This is a genomic window from Brevundimonas sp. FG128, assembly GCF_057809775.1.
In genome coordinates this window covers 286,444-313,394 of sequence record NZ_JBMDKP010000003.1, presented here as the reverse complement: position 1 = coordinate 313,394, position 26,951 = coordinate 286,444, and the positions used below count along the sequence as shown (strand labels likewise).

At 67.4% G+C, this 26,951-nt stretch carries 23 protein-coding genes and 1 tRNA gene; 8 read left to right on the top strand and 16 right to left on the bottom strand.

Features of this window, described 5'->3' with window-relative positions:
• Positions 1-10: 10 nt before the first annotated feature.
• The 3 genes from ACODSC_RS10000 to ACODSC_RS09990 all read right to left on the bottom strand — a co-directional run bounded on the left by ACODSC_RS10000 (position 11) and on the right by ACODSC_RS09990 (position 2,906).
• A complete protein-coding gene (locus tag ACODSC_RS10000; protein WP_488813746.1) occupies positions 11-1,060 on the bottom strand; it encodes an alpha/beta fold hydrolase in 1,050 nt (349 codons plus the stop codon).
• On the bottom strand, positions 1,057-1,974 hold the full coding sequence (locus ACODSC_RS09995) for a class I SAM-dependent methyltransferase (protein WP_488813745.1): 918 nt from the start codon (positions 1,972-1,974) through the stop codon (positions 1,057-1,059). Before ACODSC_RS09995 ends, ACODSC_RS10000 begins: the two co-directional genes overlap by 4 nt.
• A 113-nt stretch (positions 1,975-2,087) precedes the next feature.
• Complete coding sequence (locus tag ACODSC_RS09990; RefSeq protein WP_488813744.1) at positions 2,088-2,906, bottom strand: class I SAM-dependent methyltransferase; 819 nt, start codon at positions 2,904-2,906, stop codon at positions 2,088-2,090.
• A gap of 276 nt (positions 2,907-3,182) precedes the next feature.
• Here ACODSC_RS09990 and ACODSC_RS09985 point away from each other — a divergent pair, with 276 nt between their 5' ends.
• Positions 3,183-3,662: an Hsp20 family protein gene (locus ACODSC_RS09985; RefSeq protein ID WP_488813743.1), complete on the top strand. Its 480-nt coding sequence runs from the start codon at positions 3,183-3,185 to the stop codon at positions 3,660-3,662.
• A 49-nt stretch (positions 3,663-3,711) separates the two neighbouring features.
• On the opposite strand, the gene ACODSC_RS09980 is transcribed toward ACODSC_RS09985, so the two are convergent.
• Both ACODSC_RS09980 and ACODSC_RS09975 read right to left on the bottom strand, forming a co-directional pair.
• Positions 3,712-4,188, bottom strand: a complete 477-nt coding sequence (locus tag ACODSC_RS09980; protein ID WP_488813742.1) for an RNA pyrophosphohydrolase — start codon at positions 4,186-4,188, stop codon at positions 3,712-3,714.
• Positions 4,188-5,378 (bottom strand): divergent polysaccharide deacetylase family protein, encoded by a 1,191-nt coding sequence (locus ACODSC_RS09975; protein WP_488814059.1) that lies wholly within the window; start codon positions 5,376-5,378, stop codon positions 4,188-4,190. The genes ACODSC_RS09980 and ACODSC_RS09975 overlap by 1 nt, the downstream gene beginning before the upstream one ends.
• 181 nt (positions 5,379-5,559) lie before the next feature.
• Here ACODSC_RS09975 and ppc point away from each other — a divergent pair, with 181 nt between their 5' ends.
• Entirely contained in the window at positions 5,560-8,259 is a 2,700-nt protein-coding gene (gene ppc / locus ACODSC_RS09970) for a phosphoenolpyruvate carboxylase (protein ID WP_488813741.1), read from the top strand.
• On the opposite strand, the gene ACODSC_RS09965 is transcribed toward ppc, so the two are convergent.
• Both ACODSC_RS09965 and ACODSC_RS09960 read right to left on the bottom strand, forming a co-directional pair.
• Positions 8,260-9,225, bottom strand: coding sequence for a magnesium and cobalt transport protein CorA (locus ACODSC_RS09965; RefSeq protein WP_488813740.1), 966 nt, complete (start codon positions 9,223-9,225; stop codon positions 8,260-8,262).
• A gap of 119 nt (positions 9,226-9,344) precedes the next feature.
• Positions 9,345-11,528 carry a M3 family metallopeptidase gene (locus ACODSC_RS09960; protein WP_488813739.1) on the bottom strand — a complete coding sequence of 728 codons (2,184 nt, stop codon included), beginning with the start codon at positions 11,526-11,528 and terminating at the stop codon, positions 9,345-9,347.
• Positions 11,529-11,656: 128 nt separating this feature from the next.
• On the opposite strand from ACODSC_RS09960, the gene ACODSC_RS09955 reads away from it, so the two are divergent.
• Complete coding sequence (locus ACODSC_RS09955; RefSeq protein ID WP_488813738.1) at positions 11,657-12,514, top strand: glutamate racemase; 858 nt, start codon at positions 11,657-11,659, stop codon at positions 12,512-12,514.
• 4 nt (positions 12,515-12,518) lie between these two features.
• On the opposite strand, the gene ACODSC_RS09950 is transcribed toward ACODSC_RS09955, so the two are convergent.
• The 5 genes from ACODSC_RS09950 to argH all read right to left on the bottom strand — a co-directional run bounded on the left by ACODSC_RS09950 (position 12,519) and on the right by argH (position 17,231).
• Positions 12,519-13,502 carry a cation diffusion facilitator family transporter gene (locus ACODSC_RS09950; RefSeq protein ID WP_488813737.1) on the bottom strand — a complete coding sequence of 328 codons (984 nt, stop codon included), beginning with the start codon at positions 13,500-13,502 and terminating at the stop codon, positions 12,519-12,521.
• A gap of 78 nt (positions 13,503-13,580) precedes the next feature.
• On the bottom strand, positions 13,581-14,210 hold the full coding sequence (locus tag ACODSC_RS09945) for a hypothetical protein (protein WP_488813736.1): 630 nt from the start codon (positions 14,208-14,210) through the stop codon (positions 13,581-13,583).
• 76 nt (positions 14,211-14,286) lie between these two features.
• Entirely contained in the window at positions 14,287-15,561 is a 1,275-nt protein-coding gene (gene lysA / locus ACODSC_RS09940; protein WP_488813735.1) for a diaminopimelate decarboxylase, read from the bottom strand.
• 3 nt (positions 15,562-15,564) lie between these two features.
• Positions 15,565-15,795 (bottom strand): hypothetical protein, encoded by a 231-nt coding sequence (locus ACODSC_RS09935; protein ID WP_488813734.1) that lies wholly within the window; start codon positions 15,793-15,795, stop codon positions 15,565-15,567.
• Entirely contained in the window at positions 15,792-17,231 is a 1,440-nt protein-coding gene (gene argH, locus ACODSC_RS09930; protein WP_488813733.1) for an argininosuccinate lyase, read from the bottom strand. Before argH ends, ACODSC_RS09935 begins: the two co-directional genes overlap by 4 nt.
• Here argH and ACODSC_RS09925 point away from each other — a divergent pair.
• Entirely contained in the window at positions 17,230-17,895 is a 666-nt protein-coding gene (locus tag ACODSC_RS09925; protein WP_488813732.1) for a TlpA family protein disulfide reductase, read from the top strand. The genes argH and ACODSC_RS09925 overlap by 2 nt on opposite strands.
• 7 nt (positions 17,896-17,902) lie before the next feature.
• On the opposite strand, the gene ACODSC_RS09920 is transcribed toward ACODSC_RS09925, so the two are convergent.
• Entirely contained in the window at positions 17,903-18,211 is a 309-nt protein-coding gene (locus ACODSC_RS09920) for a hypothetical protein (RefSeq protein ID WP_488813731.1), read from the bottom strand.
• Positions 18,212-18,285: 74 nt separating this feature from the next.
• Positions 18,286-18,362 (bottom strand) — tRNA-Met (locus ACODSC_RS09915).
• Positions 18,363-18,538: 176 nt separating this feature from the next.
• On the opposite strand from ACODSC_RS09915, the gene ACODSC_RS09910 reads away from it, so the two are divergent.
• From ACODSC_RS09910 to ACODSC_RS09895, 4 genes are all read left to right on the top strand, one after another.
• A complete protein-coding gene (locus tag ACODSC_RS09910; protein ID WP_488813730.1) occupies positions 18,539-19,774 on the top strand; it encodes a PQQ-dependent sugar dehydrogenase in 1,236 nt (411 codons plus the stop codon).
• A 59-nt stretch (positions 19,775-19,833) separates the two neighbouring features.
• On the top strand, positions 19,834-20,055 hold the full coding sequence (locus tag ACODSC_RS09905) for a hypothetical protein (RefSeq protein WP_488813729.1): 222 nt from the start codon (positions 19,834-19,836) through the stop codon (positions 20,053-20,055).
• Positions 20,056-20,273: 218 nt separating this feature from the next.
• Complete coding sequence (locus ACODSC_RS09900) at positions 20,274-21,479, top strand: acetyl-CoA C-acetyltransferase (protein WP_488813728.1); 1,206 nt, start codon at positions 20,274-20,276, stop codon at positions 21,477-21,479.
• 11 nt (positions 21,480-21,490) lie between these two features.
• Positions 21,491-23,683, top strand: coding sequence for a 3-hydroxyacyl-CoA dehydrogenase NAD-binding domain-containing protein (locus ACODSC_RS09895; protein ID WP_488813727.1), 2,193 nt, complete (start codon positions 21,491-21,493; stop codon positions 23,681-23,683).
• Positions 23,684-23,998: 315 nt separating this feature from the next.
• Here ACODSC_RS09895 and recA read toward each other — a convergent pair whose 3' ends face one another.
• Together recA and ACODSC_RS09885 are read right to left on the bottom strand one after the other, a co-directional pair.
• Positions 23,999-25,081: a recombinase RecA gene (recA, locus tag ACODSC_RS09890; protein WP_488813726.1), complete on the bottom strand. Its 1,083-nt coding sequence runs from the start codon at positions 25,079-25,081 to the stop codon at positions 23,999-24,001.
• A 169-nt stretch (positions 25,082-25,250) separates the two neighbouring features.
• The gene (locus tag ACODSC_RS09885; RefSeq protein WP_488813725.1) at positions 25,251-26,891 is read right to left on the bottom strand and encodes an MHYT domain-containing protein; all 1,641 of its coding nucleotides are present in this window, start codon (positions 26,889-26,891) and stop codon (positions 25,251-25,253) included.
• Positions 26,892-26,951 lie beyond the last annotated feature (60 nt).

Sequence of the window (26,951 nt, the reverse complement as noted above, 5' to 3'; positions counted from 1 at the left end):
GCGTTCGCCCTCAGGCCACAGAAGGCGTCGCTTCCGTCACATCCTCGGTGCGCGCCGAGGGGTCTTGGAACACATCTTCCTGGGGCACCACCATATCGGCCATGGCGTCGAACTCGCTGAGGAAGACGGCGCGCATGTCGTCGGCCTCCATGATGACCTCGTGCTTGGCCCCGGCGACCTCGACGTAACGACCGCGCGGCAAGCGTTTGGCGGCCCAGCGGCTGGTCTGTTTCCACACCACGTCATCGACGTCGGCCTGGACGACGGCGACGGGAATTTTAACCGATTTCAGCGCCTTGGGCTTCAGCGCCCGCTCGCCTGCGTCCAGCGCGAAGGCCAGCCAACCGTAGGTCGGACCGCCGATGGCCAGGTGCGGACAGGCGTAGAGCTGCTGACGCCACATCTCGTATCGGCTCTCGTCCGACGTCAGGGCGTCCTCGGCGAAGTTGTGGTCGAACGGATCGTCGGGGTCGCCTAGGATATAGTCGCCCGCCTGGCCGTGGCGGATGTTCCAGCGCACCACCAGCTTGACCGACCACATCGACCGTTTGCCGGTCTTGATGCGCAGCATGGGACTGGACAGGACGGCGCCGGCGAACCGGTCTTCGCCGCTTTCCAGCGTCAGCAGGTTCAGGCACGCACCCATCGAATGCCCCACCATGATCCACGGCTTGGGGCACTGGTCCTGATAGGTGTTCAGCAGTCGGTTGTAGTCGTCCAGGAACTCCTCGACCGCGCGCGCGTGGCCCTTCAGCCGGTCGGGCAGCAGTCGCGCCGACAGCCCCTGGCCGCGCCAGTCGTGGGTCAGGACGCACCAGCCGCGCGCCAGGAAGTTGCCGATCACCTCATAATATTTCTCGATCGGCTCGGTGCGGCCAGGGCTGAGCACCACCGTGCCGCGCACCTTGTCCGCGCTCAGGTGCGACGGTTTCCACAGGCCGGCGCGCAGGCGCATGCCGCCGGCGCCGCGAAACCAGTCGCCCTTGCCGCCGGGGGGCGAGGCGGCGCCGGGAACCCCCATCAGGGGGGCGTTTGCGGCGAAGGCTTGGGCGCGGTTCACTCGGGCTTCCTGAACTTCAAGGTCATGCGGTCGCTCTCGCCGATCTCGTCGTATTTCGAGCGGTCGAACGTGGGATCGGCAGGCTCGCCGCGCGGCGCCGTCAGGCGCGTGGGCGGCAGGGTGTCGACGCCGAAGGGATGGTCCTTGGTGTCGGCCTCGTTGGCGTTGATCTCGGAGGCGGCGACGAAGACGAAGCCGGCCTCCGCCGCCAACTGACGTACGAAGGCTTCCTGCACATAGCCGTTGGCGGCGACCGGGTCCTGGTCCTCCTCGGGCGACAGCCGGTGCTGTTCGACGCCCAGGACGCCGCCGGGGCGCAGGGCGGCGAAGGCGTCGGCGAAGGCCTTCTCGGCGATGCCCGCCGCCATCCAGCCGTGCAGGGTGCGCATGAACAGGCACAGGTCCGCCGTCCCCAGCGGCGCGACAGGGCCGGAATCCGACCCGAAGATCGAGAACTGCGGCTGGCCGTAAAGCTTGCGGTCGCCGGCGAACCGGGCGCGGAAGGCGGCGTTCAAGGCCGCCTGGGCGAGATCGGCCGTGGAGCCTTCGGGGAACAGGGCCGCCACATAGGTTCCGCCGCCCTTGGCCAGATAGGGCGCCAGGATCTCGGTGTACCAGCCGCTGCCGGGCCAGAACTCCACCACCGTCATGCGCGGTTGCAAGCCGAAGAACCGCAGCGTCTCCATCGGATGGCGGAAGGCGTCGCGCGCCCGGTCGGGCGCGGATCGCCACGGCCCCTCGACCGCCCATTCCAGCGACCCTTCCGACGGACCGGCGGGCGCAGCCGGCGTTTCCGGCGCCTTGGTCGCCTCCTTGCGTCCGCAGGCGGCGACGCCGGTCAGCGCAAGCCCGGTCGCGCCGCTCAGCAGGAACCGACGCGACATCCCGCCCGCGCTCGCTGGAAAATCAGCCATACAACACTCCCGCAGGACATCGGGCCCCGCGTCCGACAAACCTTGGTGGAACGGGCTTAATCAGGTTCGCGGCGCCGGTCAAAACGCAACGCACCTTCAGGCCCATTCAGCACCTATTCCGGCTTGCGGAACCGCAGCGTCATGCGATCGCTTTCGCCGATGGCGTCGAAGGCGGCGCGTTCCTCCGGCGTCAGGGTGCGGCCCGACGGATCGTCGCGCACGGCGGACTGGCGCACGGGCGGCAGGGTCCACACGCCGAACGGATGGTCGTGGTCGTCCTTGGTATTGGCGTTCAACTCGCTGCGCGCCTCCAGCACGAAGCCGGCGTCCTGGGCCTCGTGGATGACATAGCTTTCCGGCACATAGCCGGTCGAGGCGACGTCGGCGACGTTCAGACCCTCCGCGCTGCGGTGCTGTTCCACGGCCAGCACGCCGCCGGGCTTCAGCGCCTTGAAGAAGGCCTGGAGATAGGGCTGCGTCCGGCCGTTGCGCGACCAGTTGTGGAAGGCGCGGGCCACCAGGATGAAATCGGCGCTGCCGTCTGCGACGCCCATGTCTTCCAGCGGGCGGTTGACCGCGACGTAGCGACCGCCGGTCGCCGCCGCATAGGGCTCCAGAATATGCCGCCACCAGCTGGCGCCCCCCGGCTCGATCTCCACCACCGTCATGCCCGGCGTCAGGCCCCAGAAGGTCAGGGACTCATAGGGATGACGATACACGTCGCGCGCCCGGTCCGCGGCGGGTCGTGTCTCGGCGGCGACGGCGGCCTGCAACGCCGTGTCCTCAGCGAAGGTCGGAATAGCGCTGGACAGGGCCGAACGCGGCGGCGTCCACGCGCCCTCGGTCTGGGCCTGAGCGAAGGCCTGTGCAGCGGCCGTGGAGAATAGGGCGGCGAGGCCTAGGGCGGTCAAACGCGTGGCGGCGAAACGCATGGCATGGGGTCTCCGGGTTCAGGTCGCTCCTTCCATACGAAGCCTCGGGCTCCACGCAAATGACGATCCCGAAAGGCCGGCGATTTGACGCGGGCGATTTGTCATGACATCGCCCCCCTTGACGGCGTTTGGCGGGTCACCATTTCATCTTCCGAGAGCGCCGATTTCGGGCTCTCCAGACGGGCGGCGCCGATCTCGGGTCGTCTGGCTGAACTCCCTACCGTCCGGGCCAAACCGCCGGGCGGCTCAACCTTGCTGATCCTCAGGAGGATGCTGATGCGTACCTATGATTTCACCCCGCTGTACCGTTCGGCCGTCGGCTTCGACCGTCTGGCCAATCTGCTGGAAAGCGCTTCGCGCGCCACCAGCCAGGACACGGGCTATCCGCCCTACAATATCGAGACCACGGGCGAGAACGCCTATCGCATCGAGATCGCTGTCGCCGGTTTCACCAACGACGAGCTGAACATCGAAGTGAAGGAAAACCTGCTCACCGTGACCGGCCGCAAGACCGCCAACGACGATGCCGCGACACAGAAAACCTATCTGCATCGCGGCCTGGCCGAGCGCGACTTCGAGCGCCGCTTCCAGCTGGCCGACTATGTGGTCGTAACCGACGCGAACCTGGTCAACGGGCTGCTGTCGATCTCGCTGAAGCGCGAACTGCCGGAAGCCCTGAAGCCCCGCCGCATCGAGATCGGCGCCGGCCAGCCCCTGATCGAAGGCCAGGCTGAAAAGAAGGCTGAAGCGGCCTAAGTCGTTTCACGGCGAACTCTGAAAGGGCGGCGTTCGCGCCGCCCTTTTTCTATGTCGCCAGATGCGCGAAGGCGGCCACGACCTGCTCATAGGCCGGCCGCTTGAACGGCACGATCAGGTCGCAGGCTTCCGAAAGCGGCCCCCACCGCCAGGCGTCGAACTCCACCTCGTCGTCGGCCGCCAGATCGATCTCGGCCTCGTCGCCGGTGAAGCGAAAGGCGAACCACTGCTGCTTCTGACCCTTGAAGCCGCGCCAGGCCTTGGCGTTGTTCATGGCCTCGGGCGGAAAGTCGTACAGGATCCAGTCGTCGGTGCGGGCCAGCAGCTCGACCGAGGTCACGCCCGTCTCCTCGCGCAGCTCGCGTCGGGCGGCGGCTTCCAAATCCTCGCCCGCATCGACGCCCCCTTGCGGGAACTGCCAGTTATGCGGACCGGGCGTGGCGTGGCGCTGGCCGTACCAGACCAGGCCTTCGCGGTTGAACAGCACGACCCCGACGTTGGGCCGATAGGCTTTCAGATCGGACACTACCGACCCGGCCGCATCGACATGGCCGAGGCGGGGGCCAGTTGCAGGCCGCGTTGTTCAAGTCCGGCGGTCCAGCGCGCGGCGGCCTCGACCGTCACCGGATAGCTGAAGCCGGTTCCCAGAGCCGAGCCCCGCAGCTTGGCCTGGGCTTCCAGGCTGTTCAGCGAGGCGATGATGGCGGCGGGCGACTGGGTCCGGTCGATGACACGGTCGGCGCTGGCGCGGGCCCAGGCGCCGGGCCGGCGTTGGAACGACCCGTCGTCCAGGAAGGCGATCCCGCGCTGGCGCAGCACGCCCAGGAAGGCGCTCATGCCGGCGTCAGACGTGGCGAACCGGTCGCCCAGATAGTTGGTGACGCCGAAATAGCCCGTCGCTCGACCCAGCAGCCAGTCCATCTTGGCCTGGACGTCGTCGGGTCCGCCATCGACCAGAAGGGTGTAGGGGCCGGGATCGTTGTCGGGATAACCGGTGGGCTCCATCGGCATTTCCAGCATGACCTCGTGGCCCTGCGCCCGCGCCTGGTCGATCCACGACTGCAGGTTCTCGGCATAGGGCACGAAGCTGAGCGTCACTTCCGGCGGCAGGCGTTCGATGGCGGCGCGGGTGGTCACGGCGTTCAGGCCCAGACCGCCGACGATCAGGGCCACGCGCGGCTTGCCGTTCGAACGGAACGGCCGGGCGTAGGCCTGGGCCGGGACGCGGCCGTCGGGCGCGATGGTCGGCAGGGGTCCGTTCGGACCGGGTTGCGACAGGCCCGCGATCGGCGCGCGCGCCAAGGGCGAGGCGGCGTGGACTGGCGCGGTATAGGCGGCCCCACCGCCGGACACGCTGCCGCCGTCCGGCAGGGTGATGACCGCGTCGCCCATGGCTGCAGGATCGCCGCCGCCTGCGAGATTTTGATAAAGGCCCATCGCCCCCATGGAGAAGGCTTCGAACCCGGTCGGCGCCGGCGCGGGCGGCGCGGGCGCTTCACGCTCCAGCGCGACATGGGCCGAGGGCGTTCCGGCGCTGGGGTCGCCCAGCACGGTCAGGAACAGGGCGCTGGTGGTCAAAAGGAACAGGCCGGCGAGACCCGCGACAACCGGGGGCTTCTTCAGCGCGTGAACGACGGGCTTCAGGCTCGGCTTCGCCTTTGCGCGCGGAGCGGCTCCGGCGGCGGCGGCGAGGGCGGACTGGCGTTTGGCGAACATGGACACGGGCGGAACCGATCTGGAATCCTACGCCGTCATCATCGCGTGCGCCGGTTAAGAAACCCTAACGCCGGGTTCACCATGATCGCTTCTATCGGCCGATGTCACGGAACGTGCGTTGACGCGGCGGCTCTTGGCCCGTTCCATGGGCGCCTCCCTACGCCTGCCCAGGATACCGACCATGATGAGCCCCGCCGCCGACGACGCCCTGCGCGACGAAGTCCGACTGCTGGGCGGGATTCTGGGCGACATCATCCGCGAAGAAGGCGGACAGGCCCTGTTCGACCATGTGGAGGCGGTGCGTCAGGCCTCCATCGCCTACCATCGCGATCCGGCGTCCCATCCCGCCAAACGGCTGGAGAAGCTGCTGACCGCCATGTCGGTAGATCAGGCGGCCGGGCTGGCGCACGGCTTCGCCCTGTTCTCCCTTCTGGCCAATATCGCCGAGGACCGCTCGACCCGTAGGCGGGCTCAGAGCCAGGCCGAGGCCGGCGCCCGGCCCGACACGCCCGAAGGCGCGCTGAAGCGGCTGGCGGATCAGGGCGTGGACCGCGAAGCCGTGCGCGCCCTGCTGGACCAATCTCTGATCTCGCCCGTTCTGACCGCCCACCCGTCCGAGGTGCGCCGAAAGAGCGTCATCGACCGCATCGCCGCCATCACCGACCTGCTCGACGCCTGCGACAAGGCCGGCGACGCCTGCACGGTCGACGCCGTGTCTGAGCCGCTGCGCCGACAGATCGTCATCCTGTGGGCCACGCGCCTGGTCCGCACCCAGGGACTGGTGGTGCAGGACGAGATCGACACCGTCGTCTCCTTCCTGGACCGCATCTTCCTGCACGTCGCGCCCAGGCAGCTGGCGGCCTGGCGGCGTCTGCTGGACGCGCCGGACCTCAAACCCTTCATGCGGGTCGGCACCTGGGTCGGCGGCGACCGCGACGGCAATCCGAACGTGGACGCCACGGTCATGACCGCCGCCTTCCGCACCCAGGCGCGGGCGGTGCTCCGCTTCTATCTGGAAGAGGTCCACGCCCTGGGCGCCGAGCTCAGCCTCGCCGCCGAACTGGCCCAGGTGTCGCCGCAGCTTCAGGCCCTGGCCGACGCTGCCCACGACCCCTCGCCCCACCGCGCGGACGAGCCCTATCGCCGCGCCTTGACCGGGGTATATGCCCGGCTCGCGGCCACGCATCAGAAGCTGGGCGAAGCGCCCGCCCCACGTCGTCCCGCCGTCGAGGCCGAGCCCTACCCCGGTCCCGACGCCTTTGAGGCCGATCTGAAGACCCTGCACGACAGCCTGGTCTCGCACCACGGTGGCGTCTTCGCTGACGACCGGCTCAGCGACCTGATCACGGCGGTCGAGGTGTTCGGCTTCCACATGGCGACCCTGGACATGCGCCAGAACGCCGACGTCCACGAACGGATCGTCGCCGACCTCTTGAAGGTCGCGGGCGTCCAGTCCGACTATCTGGCGCTGGACGAGGAAGGCCGACTGAAAGTCCTGGCCGAGGAACTGGCCTCGTCGCGCCTGCTGTTCAGCCCCTATGCCGAATACGAACCCGAGACGTTGAAGGAGCGCGCCATCCTTCAGGCGGCGGCGACCGCGCTCGCCGCCTTCGGACCCCAGGCCATCCGCACCCATATCGTGTCCAAGACCGACGCGGCCTCGGACCTGCTGGAGGTCTATCTGCTGCTCAAGGAGGTCGGTCTCTACCGGCCCGAAGACCCCGCCGCCTGCCCGATCCAGGCCGCGCCTCTGTTCGAGACCATTGAGGATCTGCGCGCCGCCCGCCCGACGCTGGAGCGGTTGCTTAAGGAACCGTCCGCCCTCGCCGTCGCCAAGGCGCGTGGGGTGCAGGAGGTGATGATCGGCTATTCCGACTCGAACAAGGACGGCTCCTACCTGACCTCGGGCTGGGAACTGCACGAGGCCTCGCGGGCCCTGGTCGAGGTGACGCAGAAGCACGGGCTGAAGCTGCAACTGTTCCACGGGCGCGGCGGCACGGTCGGGCGCGGCGGCGGCTCGTCCTTCGCCGGCGTCCTGGCCCAGCCGGAAGGCACGGTCCAGGGCCGGATCCGCACCACCGAACAGGGCGAGGTCATCGCCAACAAATACGGCGAGCCCGAGATCGCCCTGCGCAATCTCGACGCCCTGACCTGCGGCGCCATGCTGGCCTCGCTGGGCAAGGGGACGGATCACGCCTTCACCGCCGAGCACGGCGCCACCCTGTCGGACCTGTCGGCCCGCTCGATGGCCGCCTATCGCCAACTGGTCTATGAGACCGACGGCTTCGTCGACTACTACCGCGCCGCCACCCCCATCGCCGAGATCGCCGACCTGAAGATCGGTTCGCGCCCGTCGTCGCGCACCGCCTCGACCCGGATCGAGGATCTGCGCGCCATTCCCTGGGTGTTCAGCTGGTCGCAGAGCCGGGTCATGCTGCCCGGCTGGTTCGGCTTCGGTTCGGCCGTTCAGGGCCAGGACATGGGCCAGCTGAAGGCGATGGCCGAGGCCTGGCCCTTCTTCAAGACCCTGGTCCAGAACATGGAGATGGTCATGGCCAAGTCCGACATGACCATCGCCCGCCGCTACGCCACCCTGGTCCCCGACGCCTCCCTGGCGGCCCGCATCTATGGCGAGATCCGCGAGGAATGGCAGCGCACCCACGACGCCATCCTGGCCATCACCGGCCACGACCAACTGCTGGGCGGCCAGCCCGAGCTGGACCGGCTGATCCGCCTGCGCATGCCCTATGTCGAGCCGCTGAATCACGTCCAGATCGAGCTGATCCGCCGCCGCCGCGCCGGCGACGACGACCCCCGTGTCCGCGAGGGCATCCTGCTGGCGATCAATGGCGTGGCGGCGGGCCTGCGCAACAGCGGCTAGTCAAAGCCATTTCGTGCGTTTGAAGGTCACGTAAAGGCCCATGCACACGACGGCGATCAGGCCCATGACGGCGGCATAGCCGTAGCGCCAGTGCAGCTCGGGCATGAAGTCGAAGTTCATCCCATAGATCCCCGCGATCGCCGTCGGCACGGCCAGCAGCGCCGCCCATGAGGCCAGTTTGCGGGTGATGACGCCCTGCCGCTGCTGCTCCAGCAGATTGGCGACTTCGAAAACCGAGGCCAGGATTTCGGTCAGTCCGTTCAACCGGCTGTTCACGCGGCGGACGTGGTCGCCGATGTCGCGGAAATAGGGGCGGATGTCGGGGTCGATACAGGGCAGGTCCAGCGATTGCAGCCGTCCCGCCACCTCCTCCATCGGTCCCAGGATGCGGCGGAACTTCAGCAGTTCGCGACGCAGGGTGAACAGTCGTCGGATTTCAACGCGCGACAGGAAGGCCTCGAGCGCCTGCTGCTCCACCTCCAGCACGCTGTCTTCCGCCCCATCGACGATGGGGACGTAGGAATCGACGATGAAGTCCAGAACCCCGTGCAGGACGAAGTCGGGACCGGCGCGAAGCTGGTCCGGCGAGGCCTCGAGCTGGGCGCGCAGCGGCATGTGCGATCGCGCCGAGCCGTGGCGGATGCTGATCACATGATCTGTGCCGACGAAGACGTGGGTTTCGCCATAGACGATGTGGTCGTCCACCTTCTCGGCGGTGCGGGCGACGACGAACAGCTCGCGGCCATAGACCTCGACCTTGGGCATCTGATGGGCCGACAGGGCGTCTTCGACCGCAAGGGGGTGCAGGTGGAAGCGTCGCACCAGAACGTCGAACTCGGCGTCGGTCGGTTCGTGCAGACCGATCCAGACGAACTCGCCGGGCTCCAGCGCCAGCCCTTCGTGGGTCAACGGCGCCTCGCGCGCACGCTTGCCGTCACGATAGACGTAGGAGGCGACGACGGACATGCGGGCTTTCTCTCGGCGGGTCTGCGTCTGCTCTAGGCCAGGTCGCCCGCAAACGAAACGGCCGGCGGATCGCTCCGCCGGCCGTTCATTCATTCACCGAAAGGCGACAGGCCCCAAGATCAGGAAACCGGGAAGCCCCGGACCTTCAGCAAGGCCGCCACGTCCGGGTCGCGGCCGCGGAAGGCGCGATAGGCTTCCGCGCGATCCGTGGTGTTGCCCGGCGCCAGCATGATCGACTTGAAGCGGCCGGCGATGTCCGGATTGAACACGTCGCCCGACTCCTCGAAATAGGCCCAGGTGTCGGCGTCCATGGTCTCGGACCACAGGTAGCTGTAGTAGCCGGCGGAATAGGCGTCGGACGTGAACAGGTGATTGAACTGCGGCAGGCGGTGCCGCATCACGATCTCCTTGGGCATGCCGATCCGCGCCAGGCTGGCCTTCTCGAACGCGTCAATGTCGGTCGGCGGCGTGGCTTGCGTGTGCAGGTCCATGTCGACGATGGCCGAAGACAGATAGCTGACCGTCGCATAGCCCTGGTTGAAGGTGGACGAGGCCTGGATCTTGTCGACCAGGGCCTGGGGCATGGCTTCGCCCGTCTGATAATGTTTCAGATAGCCGTCCAGGATCGGCCGGCTAAGCACCCAGTGCTCGTGCACCTGCGACGGATATTCCACGAAGTCGCGCGGCGTATTGCCGAACGACGGATAGGTCACGTTGGACGAGAAGTAGTGCAGGGTGTGGCCGAACTCGTGGAACAGGGTCTCGGCGTCGTCCAGCGAGATCAGGACCGGCTCGCCCGGCTCTGGCTTGGTGAAGTTGTTGTTGTTCGAGCCGAGGATGATCTTGGAGCCGTCCAGCGTCGAGAAGGACCGGTAGGTGGTCATCCACGCGCCCGAACGCTTGCCCGGACGGGCGTAGTCGTCGGTGTAATACAGGCCGATCTGGCGCCCCTTGGTCTTGTCGTGGACCTCATAGACCTCGACGTCCGGCTCGAAGGTCGGGACCGTCCCCTTGGGCAGTTTCTTGAACTGGAAGCCGTACAGGCGCTCCGCCATGGCGAAAGAGCCGGCGCGCACCGCGTTCAGTTCGAAATACGGCTTGAGCTGGTTCTGATCCAGGTCGTACTTGGCCTTGCGCACCTTCTCAGCGAAATAGAGATAGTCCCACGGCTCGATGTCGAAGCCGGCGATCGCCTTCATGTCGGCGACCTCCTCGGCGACGCGGGCCTTGGCCGGCGCCCAGACGCGGTCCATCAGGTTCTGCGCATTGGCCGGGGTCTTGGCCATGGTGTCCTGCATGCGCAGTTCGGCATGGTTGCGATAACCCAGCAGCTTGGCGCGCTGATCGCGCAACTTCACGATCTCGGCGATGGTCGCATTGGTGTCGTTGGCGTCGCCGTTGTCGCCGCGATTGACGAACTTCTTCCAGACCTGCTCGCGCAGGGTCCGGTCGTCGGCGAAGGTCAGGAAGGGGTCGACCGACGAACGGGTGTTCAGAATGGCCCAGCCCTGCAGGTTGCGGCTGCGTGCGGCCGAGGCGGCGGCGGCCTTGTTGGAGTCCGGCAAGCCTGCCAGACCGGCTTCGTTCGGGATCAGCGTCCAGCTGTTCTCGTCCGACACCACCTTCTGGCCGAAGCGAGTGAAGGCGTTGGACAGGGCGGTGTTGATCCGGCCAAGCTCGGCCTTGCCGGCCGCGTCCAGATTGGCGCCTGAACGGATGAAGGCGTCGCGGCGACGTTCGGCCAGCCGCTTCTGCTGGGCGCTCAGGCCCATGGCGTCGGCGTTGTCGGCGACGGTCTTCACACGCTGGAACAGGGGGGCGTTGAAGGTGATCTCGTCCGAGGCGGCCGACAGGATCGGCGACAGTTCGGTGTCGAGCGCATCATAGGCCTCGCCGCCGATGTTCGACGTCATGACGCCGTAGATGTTGGAGGCGCGGTCCAGAGGCTCGGCGGCCAGCTCCAACGCCGCCATGGTGTTGGCGAAGGTCGGGGCCTCGGGATTGTTGGCGATGGCGGCGATGTCGGCGCGTTGCAGCTCGATGCCTTCCATCATGGCGGCGCGCAGCTTGGCGGGGGTCACCTTGTCGAACGGCGGCACGCCGTCATAGGCGCCGGTCCAGGGCTGCAGCAGCTCGGCGCGGGGCGTCGCGGCCGGCAGGACGGCGCGCGCGACGCGAGCTTCCTCGGCCAGGTCCATGGCGGTCGGCGCAGCGGCGCCGGGCGCGGCGCCCGATCCGGTCGAGGCGCAGGCCGACAGGGCCATCAGGCTGCCGCCCGCGATGAGAAGCTGGCGTCTATGCATGGAATGCTCCGATAGAAGATCATGATCGCCCACACACTTAGGCGCACCGGACGGCCCCGTCACCTGACAGGACGGTAATCTTCGCCAATCCGGTTGGATACGTCGTCGCACTGTTCTAAAGCGCGCCCATGGCTATTGGCGTTTTCGACTCCGGCGTGGGCGGCCTGACCGTCCACCGTGAACTGACCCGGCGGTTCCCCGCACGCGATTTCGTCTATTTAGCCGACCAGGCCCACGCCCCCTATGGCGGGCGCGGCGGCGAGGACATCGTCGAACTGACCAAGGCGGGCTGCGAACGCCTGTTCGACGCCGGCGCGTCCGTGGTCGTCCTGGCCTGCAACACCGCCAGCGCCATTGCGCTTCGCCGCCTGCAACAGACCTGGCTGCCGGGTCTGCGCGAACGGCTGGGCCGCCCGGTCAACATCCTGGGCATCATCGTGCCGACCATCGAGGCCGCCACCGGCAAGCCCTGGAGCTTCGAGGCCGAGCGCCCGCAGGAGGGCGAAAAGGTCGCCTCCATCGCCATCACCGGCGTCTTCTGCACCGCCGCCACCGCCATCAGCCGCGTCTACGAGATCGAGATCGACAAGCGGCGCGAGGACATCGCCGTCTTCTCCGAGCCCTGTCCTGGCCTGGCCGGCCTGATCGAACTGGGCGCCCCGGCCGAGGAGCTGAAGGTGGTGATCGGCGACCACGTCGACGCCCTGCGCCGCCGCATCGGCCGCCATCCCGACAAGGCCATACTGGGCTGCACCCACTATGAGATCGTCGCCGAACTGTTCGCACAGGCCCTGCCGGCGGGAACCTTGCTGATCGAACAGCCCAAGGCCGTCGCCGACGCGCTGGAGCGCTATTTCAATGCCCATCCCGAATACGACCTGGGCGACAGCGGCCGCCGCGACTTCCTGACCACCGGCCAGGCCGGCCCCCAGTCGGAGATGGTGTCGCAGTTCTGGGGCGCGCCCCTGACCTTCGCCCAGGCGTAACGGGTCAGCCCGGACAATCCGGCAGCGGCTCGGTCTCCAGCTGCAAGGTCGTGTGGCCGATGGCGTGGCGTTTCGCTACAACCTGCGCCTCGCAGATCAGGGCGGCCGTATCCGGACGGTCGTGCACCAGATGCGCCGTCAGGGCCGTCTCGGTCGTGGACAGGCCCCAGACGTGCAGATCATGCACCGCCCGCACGCCCGGCAGACCGACCAGGGCCTTTTCCAGCGCCGGCACGTCCACGCCCGTCGGGGCGCCGTCCATGGCCAGGTTGACCGAATCCTTCAGCAGGCCCCAGGTCGACCACAGGATCACGACCACGATCGCCAGGCTGACCAGGGGATCGACCACAGACCAGCCGGTCAGCATGATCAAGCCCCCCGCCGCCACGACGCCCAGCGACACCCCGGCGTCGGCCATCATGTGCAGATAGGCGCCGCGCGCATTGAGGTCGTGCTGCGACTTCATGAACAGAAGCGCCGTGCCCAGGTTGATGACGAAGCCTATGCCCGCCACCGCCATGATGACGCCCGACCCGACCGGCGCCGGCTCGTTGAAGCGGCGCACCGCCTCGAAGGCGATGGCCCCGCAGGCGAAGATCAGCAGCAGCGCATTGCCCAGGGCCGCCAGAACCGTGGCCTTGCCGAACCCATAGGTGCGCCGACCGCCGGCCGCCCCATGCGCCCCGCGCCGCGCCAGCCAGGCCGCACCGCCCGCCATGGCCAGGCCCAGCACGTCCGAAAGATTATGCCCGGCGTCCGCCAGCAGGGCGGTGGAATCCGCGATCAGGCCCGCGCCGAACTCGCACGCCACGAACAGCAGATTGACGACCAGGCCGACGGCGTAGCGCCAGTCGCCGGTGTCCACCGGTCCGTGGCTGTGGCCGCCATGACCGTGGCTGTGTCCGTGATGGCTATGGGAATGGCCGTGACCGTGATCCGAGTGATCGTGGTCATGGTCGTGATCGGCGTGGTCGTGCGCGGCGTTCATGGTTCGCCTATACGCCTTTTGGCCAAACAGCCAAGCTGCTACATGATAACGCGTTGAATGTTATCATGTAATATCGCTTCAATGCTGGTGCATGGCGACGACGAGGCCCAGCGCGATCAGGGCCACGCCCAGCACCGCCCCCTCGTATCTCGCCCACCGCTCCAGCCGCAGGATCGAGGCGCCGGCGCTGGCCAGGGCGGTAAACACCGCCATGCCCGCGATGGTCCCGAGCGCGAACACCAGGGTTAGCAGCGCCAGGGCGCCGATCCCCGCCGAGGCCGAGGACAGATAGATGGGCAACAGCACCTCGCCCGGCGACACCGCCATCATGGCGATCAGGCCCAGGAAGGCCGCCTTGTCCGACACCGCCGGCTCTGCGGTTTCCAACGACGGGCCACCCGCCACAGCCGGCCGACGCAAGGTCGCGCGGGCCAGGTAGAAGGCGCCGAACAGGAACAGCAGCACCGCCGCCAGATGCGGCAGAATCCCTTGAATCCACTGATCCAGCGCCAGGCCCGCCGCCACGATCAGACCGCCGACCACAGCTGTGGTGGCGATATGGGCCAGACCCGCCGCCGTCACCGCCATCAGGATCCGTGACGGCCGCCAGCCCTGCGCCCGGCCCACCAGCGTAAAGGGCAGCCAGTGGGTGGGCAGGGCCGCATGCAGGAAGGCCGCGACGAAGCCGCCCCCCAGCAGGGAAAGCATGACAGACTGTTCGGGGCCGGGGGACATGACGCGGCCTATACCGTGTTACTTTATAACGGTCGAGAACAATTCTCGACTAAAGCCAATCGGCGAACGGTTCACGATCCAGCATGTCCTCATAGGTCGGACGCGGCCGGATCACGGCCCACTGATCGCCGTCCACCAGAACCTCGGGCACCAGGGGCCGGCTGTTGTACTCGCTGGCCATGACGGCGCCGTAGGCCCCCGCCCCGGTGAAGACGATCAGATCCTCGGCCTCCAGCGGCGGCAGGTCGCAATCGCGCGCGAAGGTGTCGCCGGTCTCGCACACCGGCCCGACCACATCGTGCGGCAGGCGCTCGCCCACACGCGGATTGACCGGCTGGATGTCGTGGAAGGCGTCATAGAGCGCCGGCCGCATCAGGTCGTTCATCGCCGCGTCCAGCACCAGGAAACGTCGCCCGTCCGAGCGTTCGTTGACCTGGATCACCTGGCTGAGCAGCACGCCGGCGTTGGCGGCCAGCAGCCGCCCCGGCTCGAACGCCGCCTCGACGTCCAGCCCGTTCAGCACCCGCGCCGCCATGGCGACATACGCCGCCGGCGACGGCGGTTCGGTCCCGCCGGAATAGGGCACGCCCAGCCCGCCCCCCAGGTCCAGGCGTGTCACGGCATGACCCTGCGCTCGCAGCATCCGCGTCATCTCGGCCAACACCGTGAAGGCGGCCTCCAGCGGGGCCAGGTTGGTGATCTGGCTGCCGATATGGCAGGCCAGCCCCACCGGCGTGACGTGGGGCGAGGCCGAGGCGCGCTGATAGAGGTCCATCGCCTCCTCGACCGGCACGCCGAATTTGTCGCCCTTGCCCCCCGTGGTGATCTTGGCGTGGCCGCCGGCGCCCACGTTCGGATTGACCCGAACGGCGATGGCGGGCGAAGTGTCCATCATGGCCGCGATAGCGATCAGCCGATCCAGCTCGGCGCCGGATTCGACGTTGATCTGGCGCACGCCGACGCTGATGGCGAAGGCCATTTCCACATCGGTCTTGCCCACGCCGGAGAAGATGATCCGATCGGACGGCACGCCGGCCGCCAGCGCCCGGCGGATTTCACCCTCGGAGACGGTGTCTGCGCCGGACCCCAGTTTCGCCAGGGTCGCCAGCACCGACAGGTTGGAGTTGGCCTTGACCGCAAAGGCGATCAGCGCCTCGCCCAAGGCGTCGCGATGCGCATCGGCGGCGGCGCGCAGCAGGCCGTAATGCCGCTTCAGCGTCGCGGTCGAATAGACATAGGCGGGCGTGCCGACCTCGTCCGCGATCAGCTCCAGCGGCACGCCCTCGGCATACAGGGCGCCGTCCTTGAGGTCGAAGTGGTGCAACGGTTACCGCGGGTCGTTCTGGGCGGCGCCGGCGCCGATGGGATTGTTGGGGCCTCCGTCGATCGGCACGCTGCTGGACGGGCGGTTGATCGTCGCCGGCTCAGGCAGGTGCGGGGCGCGGCTGTCGCGCGGCGCGCGTTCGGTCTGGCGCACCGGAGATTCCAGATCGGCCATGCGACCGCAGGCGGAGGTCATAAGGGCGAGCGCGCCCACGACGATGAGGGTTCTTTTCACAGGCAGGCTCTCCAGTCGGCGATACGCGCACGGACCTGTTCCGGCGCGGTTCCCCCATAGCTTTGACGGCTTTCGCAAGAAGCCTGGGCGGTCAGCACCTTGTAAACCGCTTCGGTGATCCCCGGCTCCAGTTTCTGCATTTCCTGCAGCGGCAGTTGCGACAGATCCACGCCCAAGCCTTCCGCCCGCTTCACCGCCGCGCCCGTCACATGGTGCGCCTTGCGGAACGGCAGGTTCAGCTCGCGCACCAGCCAGTCGGCCAGGTCCGTCGCGGTCGAGAAGCCCGCGCGCGCCGCCTGGGCCATACGCTCGGTATTGGGTTGCAGCGCCGAGACCATCGCCGTCATGGCGACCAGGGCCAGGTCCAGGGCGTCGAAGGCCTCGAACACCGGCGGCTTGTCCTCCTGCATGTCCTTCGAATAGGCCAGAGGCAGGCCCTTCATCACCGTGGACAGAGCGACCAGCGAGCCCATGATCCGGCCCGTCTTGGCCCGCACCAGTTCAGCGGCGTCGGGATTGCGCTTCTGCGGCATGATCGACGAGCCGGTCGTCAGGTCGTCGGGCAGGCTGGCGAAGCCGAACATCGGCGTCATCCAGATCACGATCTCCTCGGCCAGGCGTGACAGGTGGCCCGCCGCGATCGAGGCGGCGGCCAGACTTTCCAGCGCAAAGTCCCGGTCCGACACCGCGTCGAGCGAGTTCGCCATCGGCCGGTCGAAGCCCAGCGCCGCCGCCGTCATCTGCCGGTCGATCGGGAAGGGCGAACCGGCCAGGGCCGCAGCGCCCAACGGGCTCTCGTTCATCCGAGCGCGCGCATCGGCGAACCGCCCCGCATCGCGCCCGAACATCTCGACATAGGCCATCAGGTGGTGGCCCAGGGTCACCGGCTGGGCGGTTTGCAAATGGGTGAAGCCGGGCATCAGGTCGCCGGCGTGCTGTTCGGCCCTCGCCAGCAGGGCGGCCTGCAACGCCTTCAACTGGGCGACCGAACGATCGCAGGTGTCGCGCACCCACAGGCGAAAATCGACGGCGACCTGGTCGTTGCGGCTGCGCGCCGTGTGCAGGCGGCCCGACGGCTCCCCGATCAGTTCGTTCAGGCGCGCCTCCACATTCATGTGGATGTCCTCGAACTGATCGCGGAACGGGAAGGTCCCACCCTCGATCTCGGATTCGATGGCGTCCAGCCCGCCCAGGATGGCGTCCGCGTCCACCTGCTGGATGATGCCCTGCTTGGCCAGCATGTGGCAGTGGGCGCGCGATCCGGCCAGGTCCTGGCGCCACAAACGCTGGTCCACGCCGATGGAGACGTTGATCGCCTGCATGATTTCGGCGGGGCGCGACGAAAAGCGTCCGCCCCACATGTCTTGACCCGCAGGCTTCACCGGCGCAGTCGAACCGCCGGATGGCTTGGCGTCGGAAGAGGTGGATTCAGTCATGAGCGGCTCGAGAAAGGCGATCTGGGCGGTCGTGGGCGCGGTCGTGGTCGTCAGCACCATCGCCGGCGCCGGCGGCATGGCGATGTCGCTATACGCCAATCATCGCCAGAAGACGCAAGTCGAACAGGTCGCAACCGCCGCCGCGACGCCGAAAAGCGACCTGGCGCGGTTCGCCGTCGGTCCCCTGGCGGCGCTTTCGACCCCGGCTCAGCCCGAGACGGCCCCCGAATACGCCTTCCGCGACCGTACCGGCACGGCCGTCCGCTTCTCGGCCTTCCAGGGCAAGGTCGTGGTCGTGAACCTCTGGGCCATGTGGTGCGCGCCGTGCAAGGCGGAGATGCCGACGCTTCAGGCGCTAGCGAAAGCCTATGAGGCGAACGAGGACCTGGTCGTCCTGCCGATCAATGTGGACGCCACGCCCGAGGCGGCGGCCGAAGCCAGACGCTTCCTGGACGACCACGCCCCCCTGCCCTTCTACAGCGACATCCGCTTCCAGCTGCCGTTCGAATTTCCCGGCAAGGGCGCCATGCCGCAGACCATCATCCTGGATCGCCAGGGCCGGATCCGCGCGTCGATGAAAGGCGAAGCGGACTGGTCCAGCGCCCAGGCCCGCGCCCTGATCGACGCGGTGCTGGCGGAAGGCGACGCGCCGCCTCCCGCCTGACCTGTGATCAGTTGTCGGCCGGGACGCGTTGGTCCGTGGCGGGGTTGATTGCTCCGGGCTTGCCTTCTGCGGCCGCCTCGGCCTGTTCGCCTTCCAGCTTGTCAGCAACCTTGCCGGCTCCGGTTTCGACGGCCTGGGCCGCCTTCATCGCGCCGCCCTCGATGACCTCGCCGGCCTGCGACGCCACGTCCGCCGTCTTGTCAGCGGCCGCCTCGGCATGATCCTCGGTCCTTTCCTGCTCGGCCTGGGTGCAGGCTGCGGCGCCCAAGGTCAGGGCGGCGACGGCCGCCAGCAAGGCTTTGGTTCGGATCGTCATGGCGGATCTCCGGTCAAGGTTAAGGTCTCGACCGAGAAACGCAGCACAACGGCGCAGGTTGCAGTTTGCGGGAGTGGTGACTGGAGGCGGGATCGAACCGCCGACCTGTGGGTTATGAATCCACCGCTCTAACCATCTGAGCTACCCAGTCCCGGGCCTACGCGAGGCCGATGGCCAGCGCGAAAGAGGCGTGCCTATATCGCCGTCGGGCGCGCGGTTCAAGTCGTCTCGTGCGGCGATAGGGCGCAAGACGACGCACCGCCGGAACGGTAACGCTGACGCTGCTGTTTTCCAATGAACACCCTTCCGCCATCGGAGCCACACGCCATGCGCCTGATCCTCGCCGCCGCCTCCACCTCCCTGCTCGTCCTCGCCGCCGCCTGCGGCGCCAACGGCGAGAGCGCGCCCGTCCCGGCGCAGGCGGGGGCGGCGCTGGAAACGCGGCCTGCCAACAATCCGGACCAGCAGCCCGCCTTCCCCGGCCAGACCCGGGCTCCCGGCGTGAAGACCGAACAGGCCCTGACCCACGCGGTCGTCGCCTCCGGACTGGTTCACCCTTGGGGCCTCGCCGCCCTGCCCGACGGCCGCTGGCTGGTGACGGAAAAGCCCGGCCGTCTGCGCATCGTGACGGCCCAGGGCGAAATCAGTGCGCCGGTTCAGGGTCTGCCGGCGGTCGATGCGCGCGGCCAGGGGGGCCTGCTGGACGTCATGACCGGCCCGACCTTCGCCCAGGACCGGCTGATCTACTGGAGCTATTCCGAGGCGCGCGAAGGCGGCAACGCCACCTCGGTCGCGCGGGGTCGCCTGTCGGACGACGGATCGCGGGTGGAGAGCGTCCAGGTCATCTTCCGCGCCCTGCCCGTCTATGACGGCGACAAGCATTTCGGCTCGTCCCTGGCTTTCGCGCCGGACGGCAAGCTGTTCATCACCCTGGGCGAACGCTCCGACAAGCCGATGCGGCCCCAGGCCCAGGACCTGGGCTCGCATATGGGCAAGACCATCCGTATCAACGCCGACGGCTCCGTCCCCGAAGACAACCCGTTCGTCGGCCGCGCCGGCGCCCTACCCGAAATCTGGAGCCTGGGTCACCGCAACGTCCAGGGCGTCGCCGTCCAACCCGGCACGGGCGCCGTCTGGACCATCGAACACGGCACGCGGGGCGGCGACGAAGTCAATCTGGACAAGGCGGGCCTGAACTACGGCTGGCCGGATGCGGCCTACGGCGTCGAATACGCCGGCGGCGCGATCAACAGCGGCGCGACCGAAAAGGCCGGCACGGAACAGCCCGTCTACTACTGGGATCCGGTCATCGCACCGGGTGGAGCGACCTTCTATCAAGGCGCCATGTTCCCCGGCTGGGAGGGAAACCTGCTGGTCGCCGGGCTGAAGGAAAAGCACATCGCGCGGCTGGTGATCGAAAACGACCGCGTCGTGGGCGAGGAGCGGCTGCTGACTGACCTGGGCGAACGCATCCGCGACATCGCCGTGGGCGCGGACGGCGCGGTCTGGGCCATCACGGACGAGGACGATGGCAAGCTGGTCAGGCTGTCTGCGACGCAGTAGCCTGCACGGGCCGGGGGGCAGCGAGGAGCGTATCGACGCTCCAAGGGAGCATCGAAGCCATGCGTATTCTCATTCTCTCCGTCCTAGTCGGCCTTCCTCTGCTGGCGGGCTGCAGCTCGATCGGCGGTGTAAACAGCTATCAAAAGGACATGGATGAGCTGGAAGCCGCCTGCACGCAGCGGCAAGGCATTCTGACGCCGACCGGAGTCCAGACCGGCCATCCGCAAACCGATTACGCATGCAAGATCACCGGCGGGGCGACACGCATCCCGCCACGCTGAGACCTAACGCGAGCCGGGTTTGAAGCGCGCATCCCCCACGGCGTGGGGGATGCTCCAACATGAGCGATGGAGCCGGCTCAGTCGTGTGAGGGCGATGAACACACGCCACGGACCCGTTAGCCCTGGCGCCACCTCACGCGGCTTATTACTTGACGTTGACGTAAACGTAGGGTTCTTGGCGATCACGCTTGGAACCGTCCTTATTGGAGACGCACCTCATGGCTGACGCCTATATCTACGACGCCGTCCGCACGCCGCGCGGCAAGGGCAAGAAGGACGGCTCGCTGCACGAGATCACCGGCCTGAGCCTGGCCACCCAAGTGCTGGAGGCTCTGCGCGACCGCAACGACCTGGACACGTCCAAGGTCGATGACGTCATCCTGGGCTGCGTCACCCCGGTGGGGGAACTCGGCGCCGACATCGCCCGCACGGCGGTGCTTTCGGCTGGCTGGTCGCAATATACGGCGGGCGTTCAGGTCAACCGCTTCTGCGCCTCCGGCCTGGAAGCCGTGAACATGGCCACGGCCAAGGTGAAGTCCGGCGAAGCCGATTTCGCCGTCGGCGGCGGGGTCGAGGTCATGAGCCGCGTGCCCATGGGTTCGGACATGGGCGCCTGGCCGACCGATCCGGCCGCAGCCTTCCCGACCTATTTTGTGCCGCAAGGCGTATCCGCCGACATGATCGCCACGAAATACGGCTTCAGCCGCGACGACGTGGACGCCTATTCGATGGAGAGCCACAAGCGCGCCGCCAAGGCCTGGGCCGAAGGCCGGTTCAAGAACTCGGTCATCGGCGTCAAGGACCAGCTGGGCCTGACCATCCTGGACCACGACGAGACCATTCGTCCGAACACGGACATGCAGGCCCTGGGCGGCCTGAACCCCTCCTTCGCCATGATGGGCGAGATGGCCTTCGACAGCGTGATCAACCAGCGCTACCCCGAGGTCGAGCGTGTCAATCACGTCCACACCCCCGGCAACTCGTCCGGCATCGTCGATGGTTCGGCCGGCGTGCTGATCGGTTCGCTGGAAGCTGGCCAGGCCCTGGGCTTGAAGCCACGCGCCAAGATCCTGGGCGGCGCCTCGATCGGCTCGGAGCCGTCGATCATGCTGACCGGCCCTGAGTATGTGACCCGCAAACTGCTGGGCAAGCTGGGCATGACGCCCGACGACATCGACGTGTGGGAGCTGAACGAGGCCTTCGCCGCCGTCGTGCTGCGCTACATGCAGGCCCTGAACATCGACCACGCCAAGATGAACGTGAACGGCGGCGGCATCTCGATGGGCCACCCCCTGGGCGCCACCGGCGCCATGATCACCGGCATCGCCCTGGACGAGTTGGAACGCTCGAACAAGTCGACCGCCCTGATCACCCTGTGCATCGGCGGCGGCATGGGCACCGCCACCGTCATCGAACGCGTCTGAGGATCGCACCCATGGAAAACTTCAAGATCGACGTCGACGCCGACGGAATCGCCCTGATCACCTTCGACGTGCCGGGCCGTTCGATGAACACCCTGACCTCTTCGGTGATGAAGGAAATCCCCGAACTCGTCGAACGCATCAAGACCGACGACGCCATCAAGGGCGCGGTCATCACCTCGGGCAAGGCCTCGGGCTTCTGCGCCGGCGCGGACCTGGGTGACATGGCCGGTGGCGTGCTGTCGGGCGGCGGCGACCTGCAAAAGGCGTTCGACGCCGGCTGGAAACTGAACGGCGCCTTCCGCGCGCTGGAAACCTCGGGCAAGCCGATCGCGGCCGCGATCAACGGCCTGGCCCTGGGCGGCGGGCTGGAGTTCACCTTGGCGACCCACTACCGCGTGGTCGAGAACGACAACAAGATCCAGCTTGGCCTGCCCGAGATCAAGGTCGGCCTCTTCCCCGGCGGCGGCGGCACCCAGCGCCTGACGCGCCTGGTCGGCGTCCAGAACGCCATGATGGCCATGAGCGAGGGCAAGTCCTTCCGCCCCAACGACGCCAAGGGCGCCGGCATCGTCCATGAAGTGGTCGAAAAGGGTCAGTCGGTCGAGGCCGCCAAGACCTGGATCAAGAACGGCGGCAAGGCCGTGCAACCGTGGGACGACAAATCGTTCAAACTGCCCGGCGGCGGCCCCTATCACCCGGCCGGCATCCAGAACTTCATGGTCGGCAACGCCATGCTGCGCAAACAGTCCTACGGCAACTATCCCGCCGTGGTGAACCTGATGAAGGCTGTTTATGAGGGCGCCCAGGTTCCGATGGACGCGGCCCTGCGCATCGAGACCCGCTACTTCATCAAGACCCTGATGACGCCGCAGGCCCAGGCCATGATCCGTTCGCTGTTCCTGTCGAAACAGGAACTAGACAAGGGCGCCGTGCGTCCGGCGGGTATTCCGAAGTCCGATCCGAAGAAGGTCACGGTCATCGGCGCCGGCATGATGGGCGCGGGCATCGCCTATGTGCAGGCGCTCGCCGGCATCGAGACCATCCTGATCGACCAGACCCAGGAAGCCGCCGACAAGGGCAAGGCCCATGTCGAGGAACTGCTGAAGAAGCGCCTGTCGCGCGGCCAGCTGACGCAGGAGAAGTATGACGCCCTGCTGGGTTCGGTCACCGCGACGACCGACTATGAGCTGATCAAGGGGTCGGACCTGGTCGTCGAGGCCGTTTTCGAAAGCCGCGAGATCAAGGCCGACGTGACCGAGCGCGCCGAGGCCCAACTGGTCGAGGGCGCCGTGTTCGGCTCCAACACCTCGACCCTGCCGATCACCGGCCTGGCCGAGGCCTCGGTCCGGCCCGAGGACTTCATCGGCATCCACTTCTTCTCGCCCGTCGACAAGATGATGCTGGTCGAGATCATCCTGGGCGAGAAAACGGGCCAGGCCGCCATCGCCAAGGCGCTGGACTATGTGCTGAAGATCAAGAAGACACCGATCGTCGTCAACGATTCCAGAGGCTTCTACACCTCGCGCTGCTTCTCCACCTTCCTGATGGAAGGGATGGCGATGTTGGAGGAGGGTTACGGCCCTGCCCTGATCGACAATGTCGGTCGCATGACCGGCATGCCGCGCGGCCCGCTGGAGATGCACGACGACGTCGCTCTGGACCTGTCCTACAAGATCGCCAAACAGACCAAGGCCGACCTCGGCGACAAGTACGTCGCCAACGAGGGCGAGCAGATCGTAGCCACCATGGTCGAGGGCGGACGCTTCGGCCGCAAGAACGGCAAGGGCTTCTACGACTATGACCAGAAGCCCAAGACGCTGTGGGCGGGGCTGGCCGATCTGGCGCCGACCACCAAGGGCATCGACAAGCCCGAAGAGGCGACCGCCTTCGCCCAGATCGATGAGCTGAAGACGCGCCTGCTGTATCGCCAGGCCGTCGAGGTCGCCCGCTGCTGGGCCGAGGGCGTCATCGACGATCCCCGTGAAGCCGATCTGGGCGCCATCCTGGGCTGGGGCTTCGCGCCCTGGACCGGCGGCCCGATCAGCATGATCGACGGCATCGGCCTGGCCAAGTTCGTCGAGACGGCGGACCGCTTGGCCGCGACCTACGGCGACCGCTTCAAGGTCCCGCAGTTGCTCCACGACATGGCCGCCAAGAACGAGACCTTCTACGGCAAGTTCGCCCCGGAGAAGGCCGCCGCCTGATCGGCTGCGGACATCGTCGAGTTAATGGGAACGGGCGGCCTTCGGGTCGCCCGTTTTCGTTTGAGATGCGCTGATCACTTTCGTCATTCCGGGTCTGCGGGCCAAGCGGCCCTTCGCCCGGAATGACGAAAGGATAGTCAGACCCACCACCAAAAAGAAAAGACCCGCCCGACACGAGGTCGAGCGGGTCGCTCCGCCGCCCTTCGCGGGGTCGGTGGCGGGTCGCTAGGGGCGACGGAGTAGGGTGAAAAGACCGGGCCGACGCCGGAGCGACCCCGCAAGGTCCGCCCGGCCGCCCAGCCTCTTGTCTTGGTGTCAGCCTTCGAGATCCTGACCTTCGTCCGGCTCGGGCGTGCCCAGCAGTTCGTCGGCGATCTTGTTGGTCGAGGCCCGCACCGCCTTCTCGATTGAGACGGCGATGTCGGGGTTCTGTTTCAGGAATTCGCGCACATTCTCGCGGCCCTGGCCGATCCGGGTCGAGTCGTAGCTGAACCAGCTGCCCGATTTCTCGATCACCCCCGCCTTGACGCCCAGGTCGATGATCTCGCCCAGTTTGGAGATGCCTTCCCCGTACATGATGTCGAAGATGACCTCGCGGAACGGCGGGGCGACCTTGTTCTTGACCACCTTGACCCGGGTGGTGTTGCCGACCACCTCGTCGCGGTTCTTGATCGCGCCGGTGCGGCGGATGTCCAGACGCACCGAGGCGTAGAATTTCAGCGCATTGCCGCCCGTCGTCGTCTCGGGCGAGCCATACATGACGCCGATCTTGTGACGGATCTGGTTGATGAACAGGACGATGCAGTTCGACTTGGAAATCGAGGCCGTCAGCTTGCGCAGCGCCTGGCTCATCAGACGCGCCTGAAGGCCCGGCAGGCTGTCGCCCATCTCGCCCTCGATCTCGGCGCGCGGCGTCAGAGCCGCGACGGAATCGACGACCACGATGTCCACGGCGCCGGAGCGCACCAGGGTGTCGACGATCTCGAGCGCCTGTTCTCCGGTGTCCGGCTGCGACACCAGCAGATCATCCAGGTTCACGCCCAGCTTCTGGGCATAGCCGGGATCCAGCGCGTGTTCGGCGTCCACGAAGGCGGCGACGCCGCCGGCCTTCTGAACCTCGGCCACCGTATGCAGGGCCAGGGTCGTCTTGCCCGACGATTCAGGGCCGAACACCTCGATCACCCGACCGCGCGGCAGGCCGCCGATGCCGAGCGCCATGTCCAGACCCAGCGATCCGGTGGACACCGAGGGGATCACGTCGGCGACCCCGCCCTTGCCCAGTTTCATCACCGAACCCTTGCCGAAGGCGCGATCGATCTGTGCGATCGCCGCCTCCAGGGCGCGTTGCTTGTCGCCGTCGTCCTTGCCCACCAACTTGAGTGCTGCCTGTGAAGCCATTGCCTTCGTCTCCCTTGCCATGATTCCCGTCATTAAGCTTGGGAGAGACCCGCCTGGACCCGCCCCCGTTTCGTGAGGACGACTATGTGCATGGTTTGTTCTGGTTCACAAGATGTTCTCGTCGATCAAAACAAGAACATCTGCGACTTGCGACCGTTTCTGACGTATCTTAAAGCGGCAGTCTCAGGCTGCAGCAAATGCCCTCGGGCGCATAGGCCAAAGCCGCCGACCCCCGCAGCGAACGATGCACGGTGGACTCCATCAGCGCCGAACCGAACCCGCGCCGTTCGGGCGGCCTGACCTCGGGCCCGCCGCTCTCGACCCAATCCAGCAGCAGATGGCCCTCGCTGATCGACCAGTCGATCCGCACGCAGCCGGCGGCCGTGGACAGCGCCCCGTATTTGGCGGCGTTGACCGCCAGTTCATGAAACACCAGCCCCATGCCCAGGGTCTGATGGGAATCCAGATCGACGTCCGGACCGTTCAGTCGAACCTGTTCCTCGGCATAGGGCGCCAGTTCCTGGGCCAGCAGGGCGCGCAGATCGGCCCGCTCCCAATTGCCGGCCGTCAGTAGGTTCTGGGTGTTCGACAGGGCCAGCAGCCGGGCTTCGAACAGGGTGGTGAAGGTCGCCACGTCCGGCGTGCGGCGCGCCGTCTGCCGGGCGATGGACTGCACCGTCGCCAGGGTGTTTTTCACCCGGTGATTCAGTTCGTTGATCAACACCCGCTGAAGCCGTTCGCTGTCGGCTAGGGCGGCGAAGACCGCGCGCCGGTCGGTGATGTCGGTGATGACGCCGGACATCCTCAGCGGACGGCCCGAGCGGCTGCGGATCAGTCTGCCACGCAGGTGGATCCAGCGGCCGGTCGCGGGCAGGAACCATTCCTGATCGTATTCGACGCCTTCGGACATGGCGCGTTGCAGGGCCGCCCGGTGCAGCGGCAGGTCCTCGGGCGACAGGCGATCGCCGATCTCAGTCGGACCTAGGCGCGTGTCCGTGCCGATGGACAGGATATCCCTGGCCCGGGGCGACATGACCGGCGCCTTCAGAGGCAGGGCCGCCTCCCAGAAGCCGACGCCGCCGGCGTCGATGGCGGCCAGGACATTGGTCCTCTGATCGGCGACGGATGCGCCAAGGGCCATGAAGAGCAGGGTCACCGATCCGGCCGTCACCGCGACCGCCAGGGCCAGAGGCGAGGCCGCGCCGGCCGGTTGAGCGGCCCCCGCGACCGGGGTCAGGATCAGGGCGGCCATGCCGATATGGTGCATCGAGACGATCGCCAGCCCCAGGATGACCGCTGCAACCGCCCTCCATTTCAGGCCGCGCTCCTGGCGGGCGGCGATCAGGGCGGCGTAGGCGGCGACGATGGCGACCACGACCGACAGCGCGACCACGCCCGGTCGATAGGTCAGGGTCGCGGCCATCCGCATCGCGCTCATGCCGACATAGTGCATGGCGACGATGGACGTCCCCATCAGCACGCCCGCCGCCGCCAGCCGCCCAAACCCCGCGCCCGGCGTCCCCGCCGCCAGGAAGGCCGCACCCGTCCCGAGGACGGCCAGCAGAAAGGAGATCAGGGTCAGGCCAGGGTCGTAGGAGATGGCCTCGGTGGCGTGAAACCCCAGCATGGCGATGAAATGCATCGACCAGACGCTGACCCCCAGCGCGATGGCCGCGACGCCCAGCCAGCGCAGCCGCGCCGACCCCAGGTGGCTGCGGGTCCTGTTGAACAGATCCAGCGCCGTCCAGGCGCCCAGGATGGCGACCGCCAGCGACAGGACGGCGAACGGATTGACGTATGCGTGGTGCAAGCGCGCCCACCCTCCCGACGGTGCAGGCGACACCCATAGCCCGGATTGATTCCGCCTACG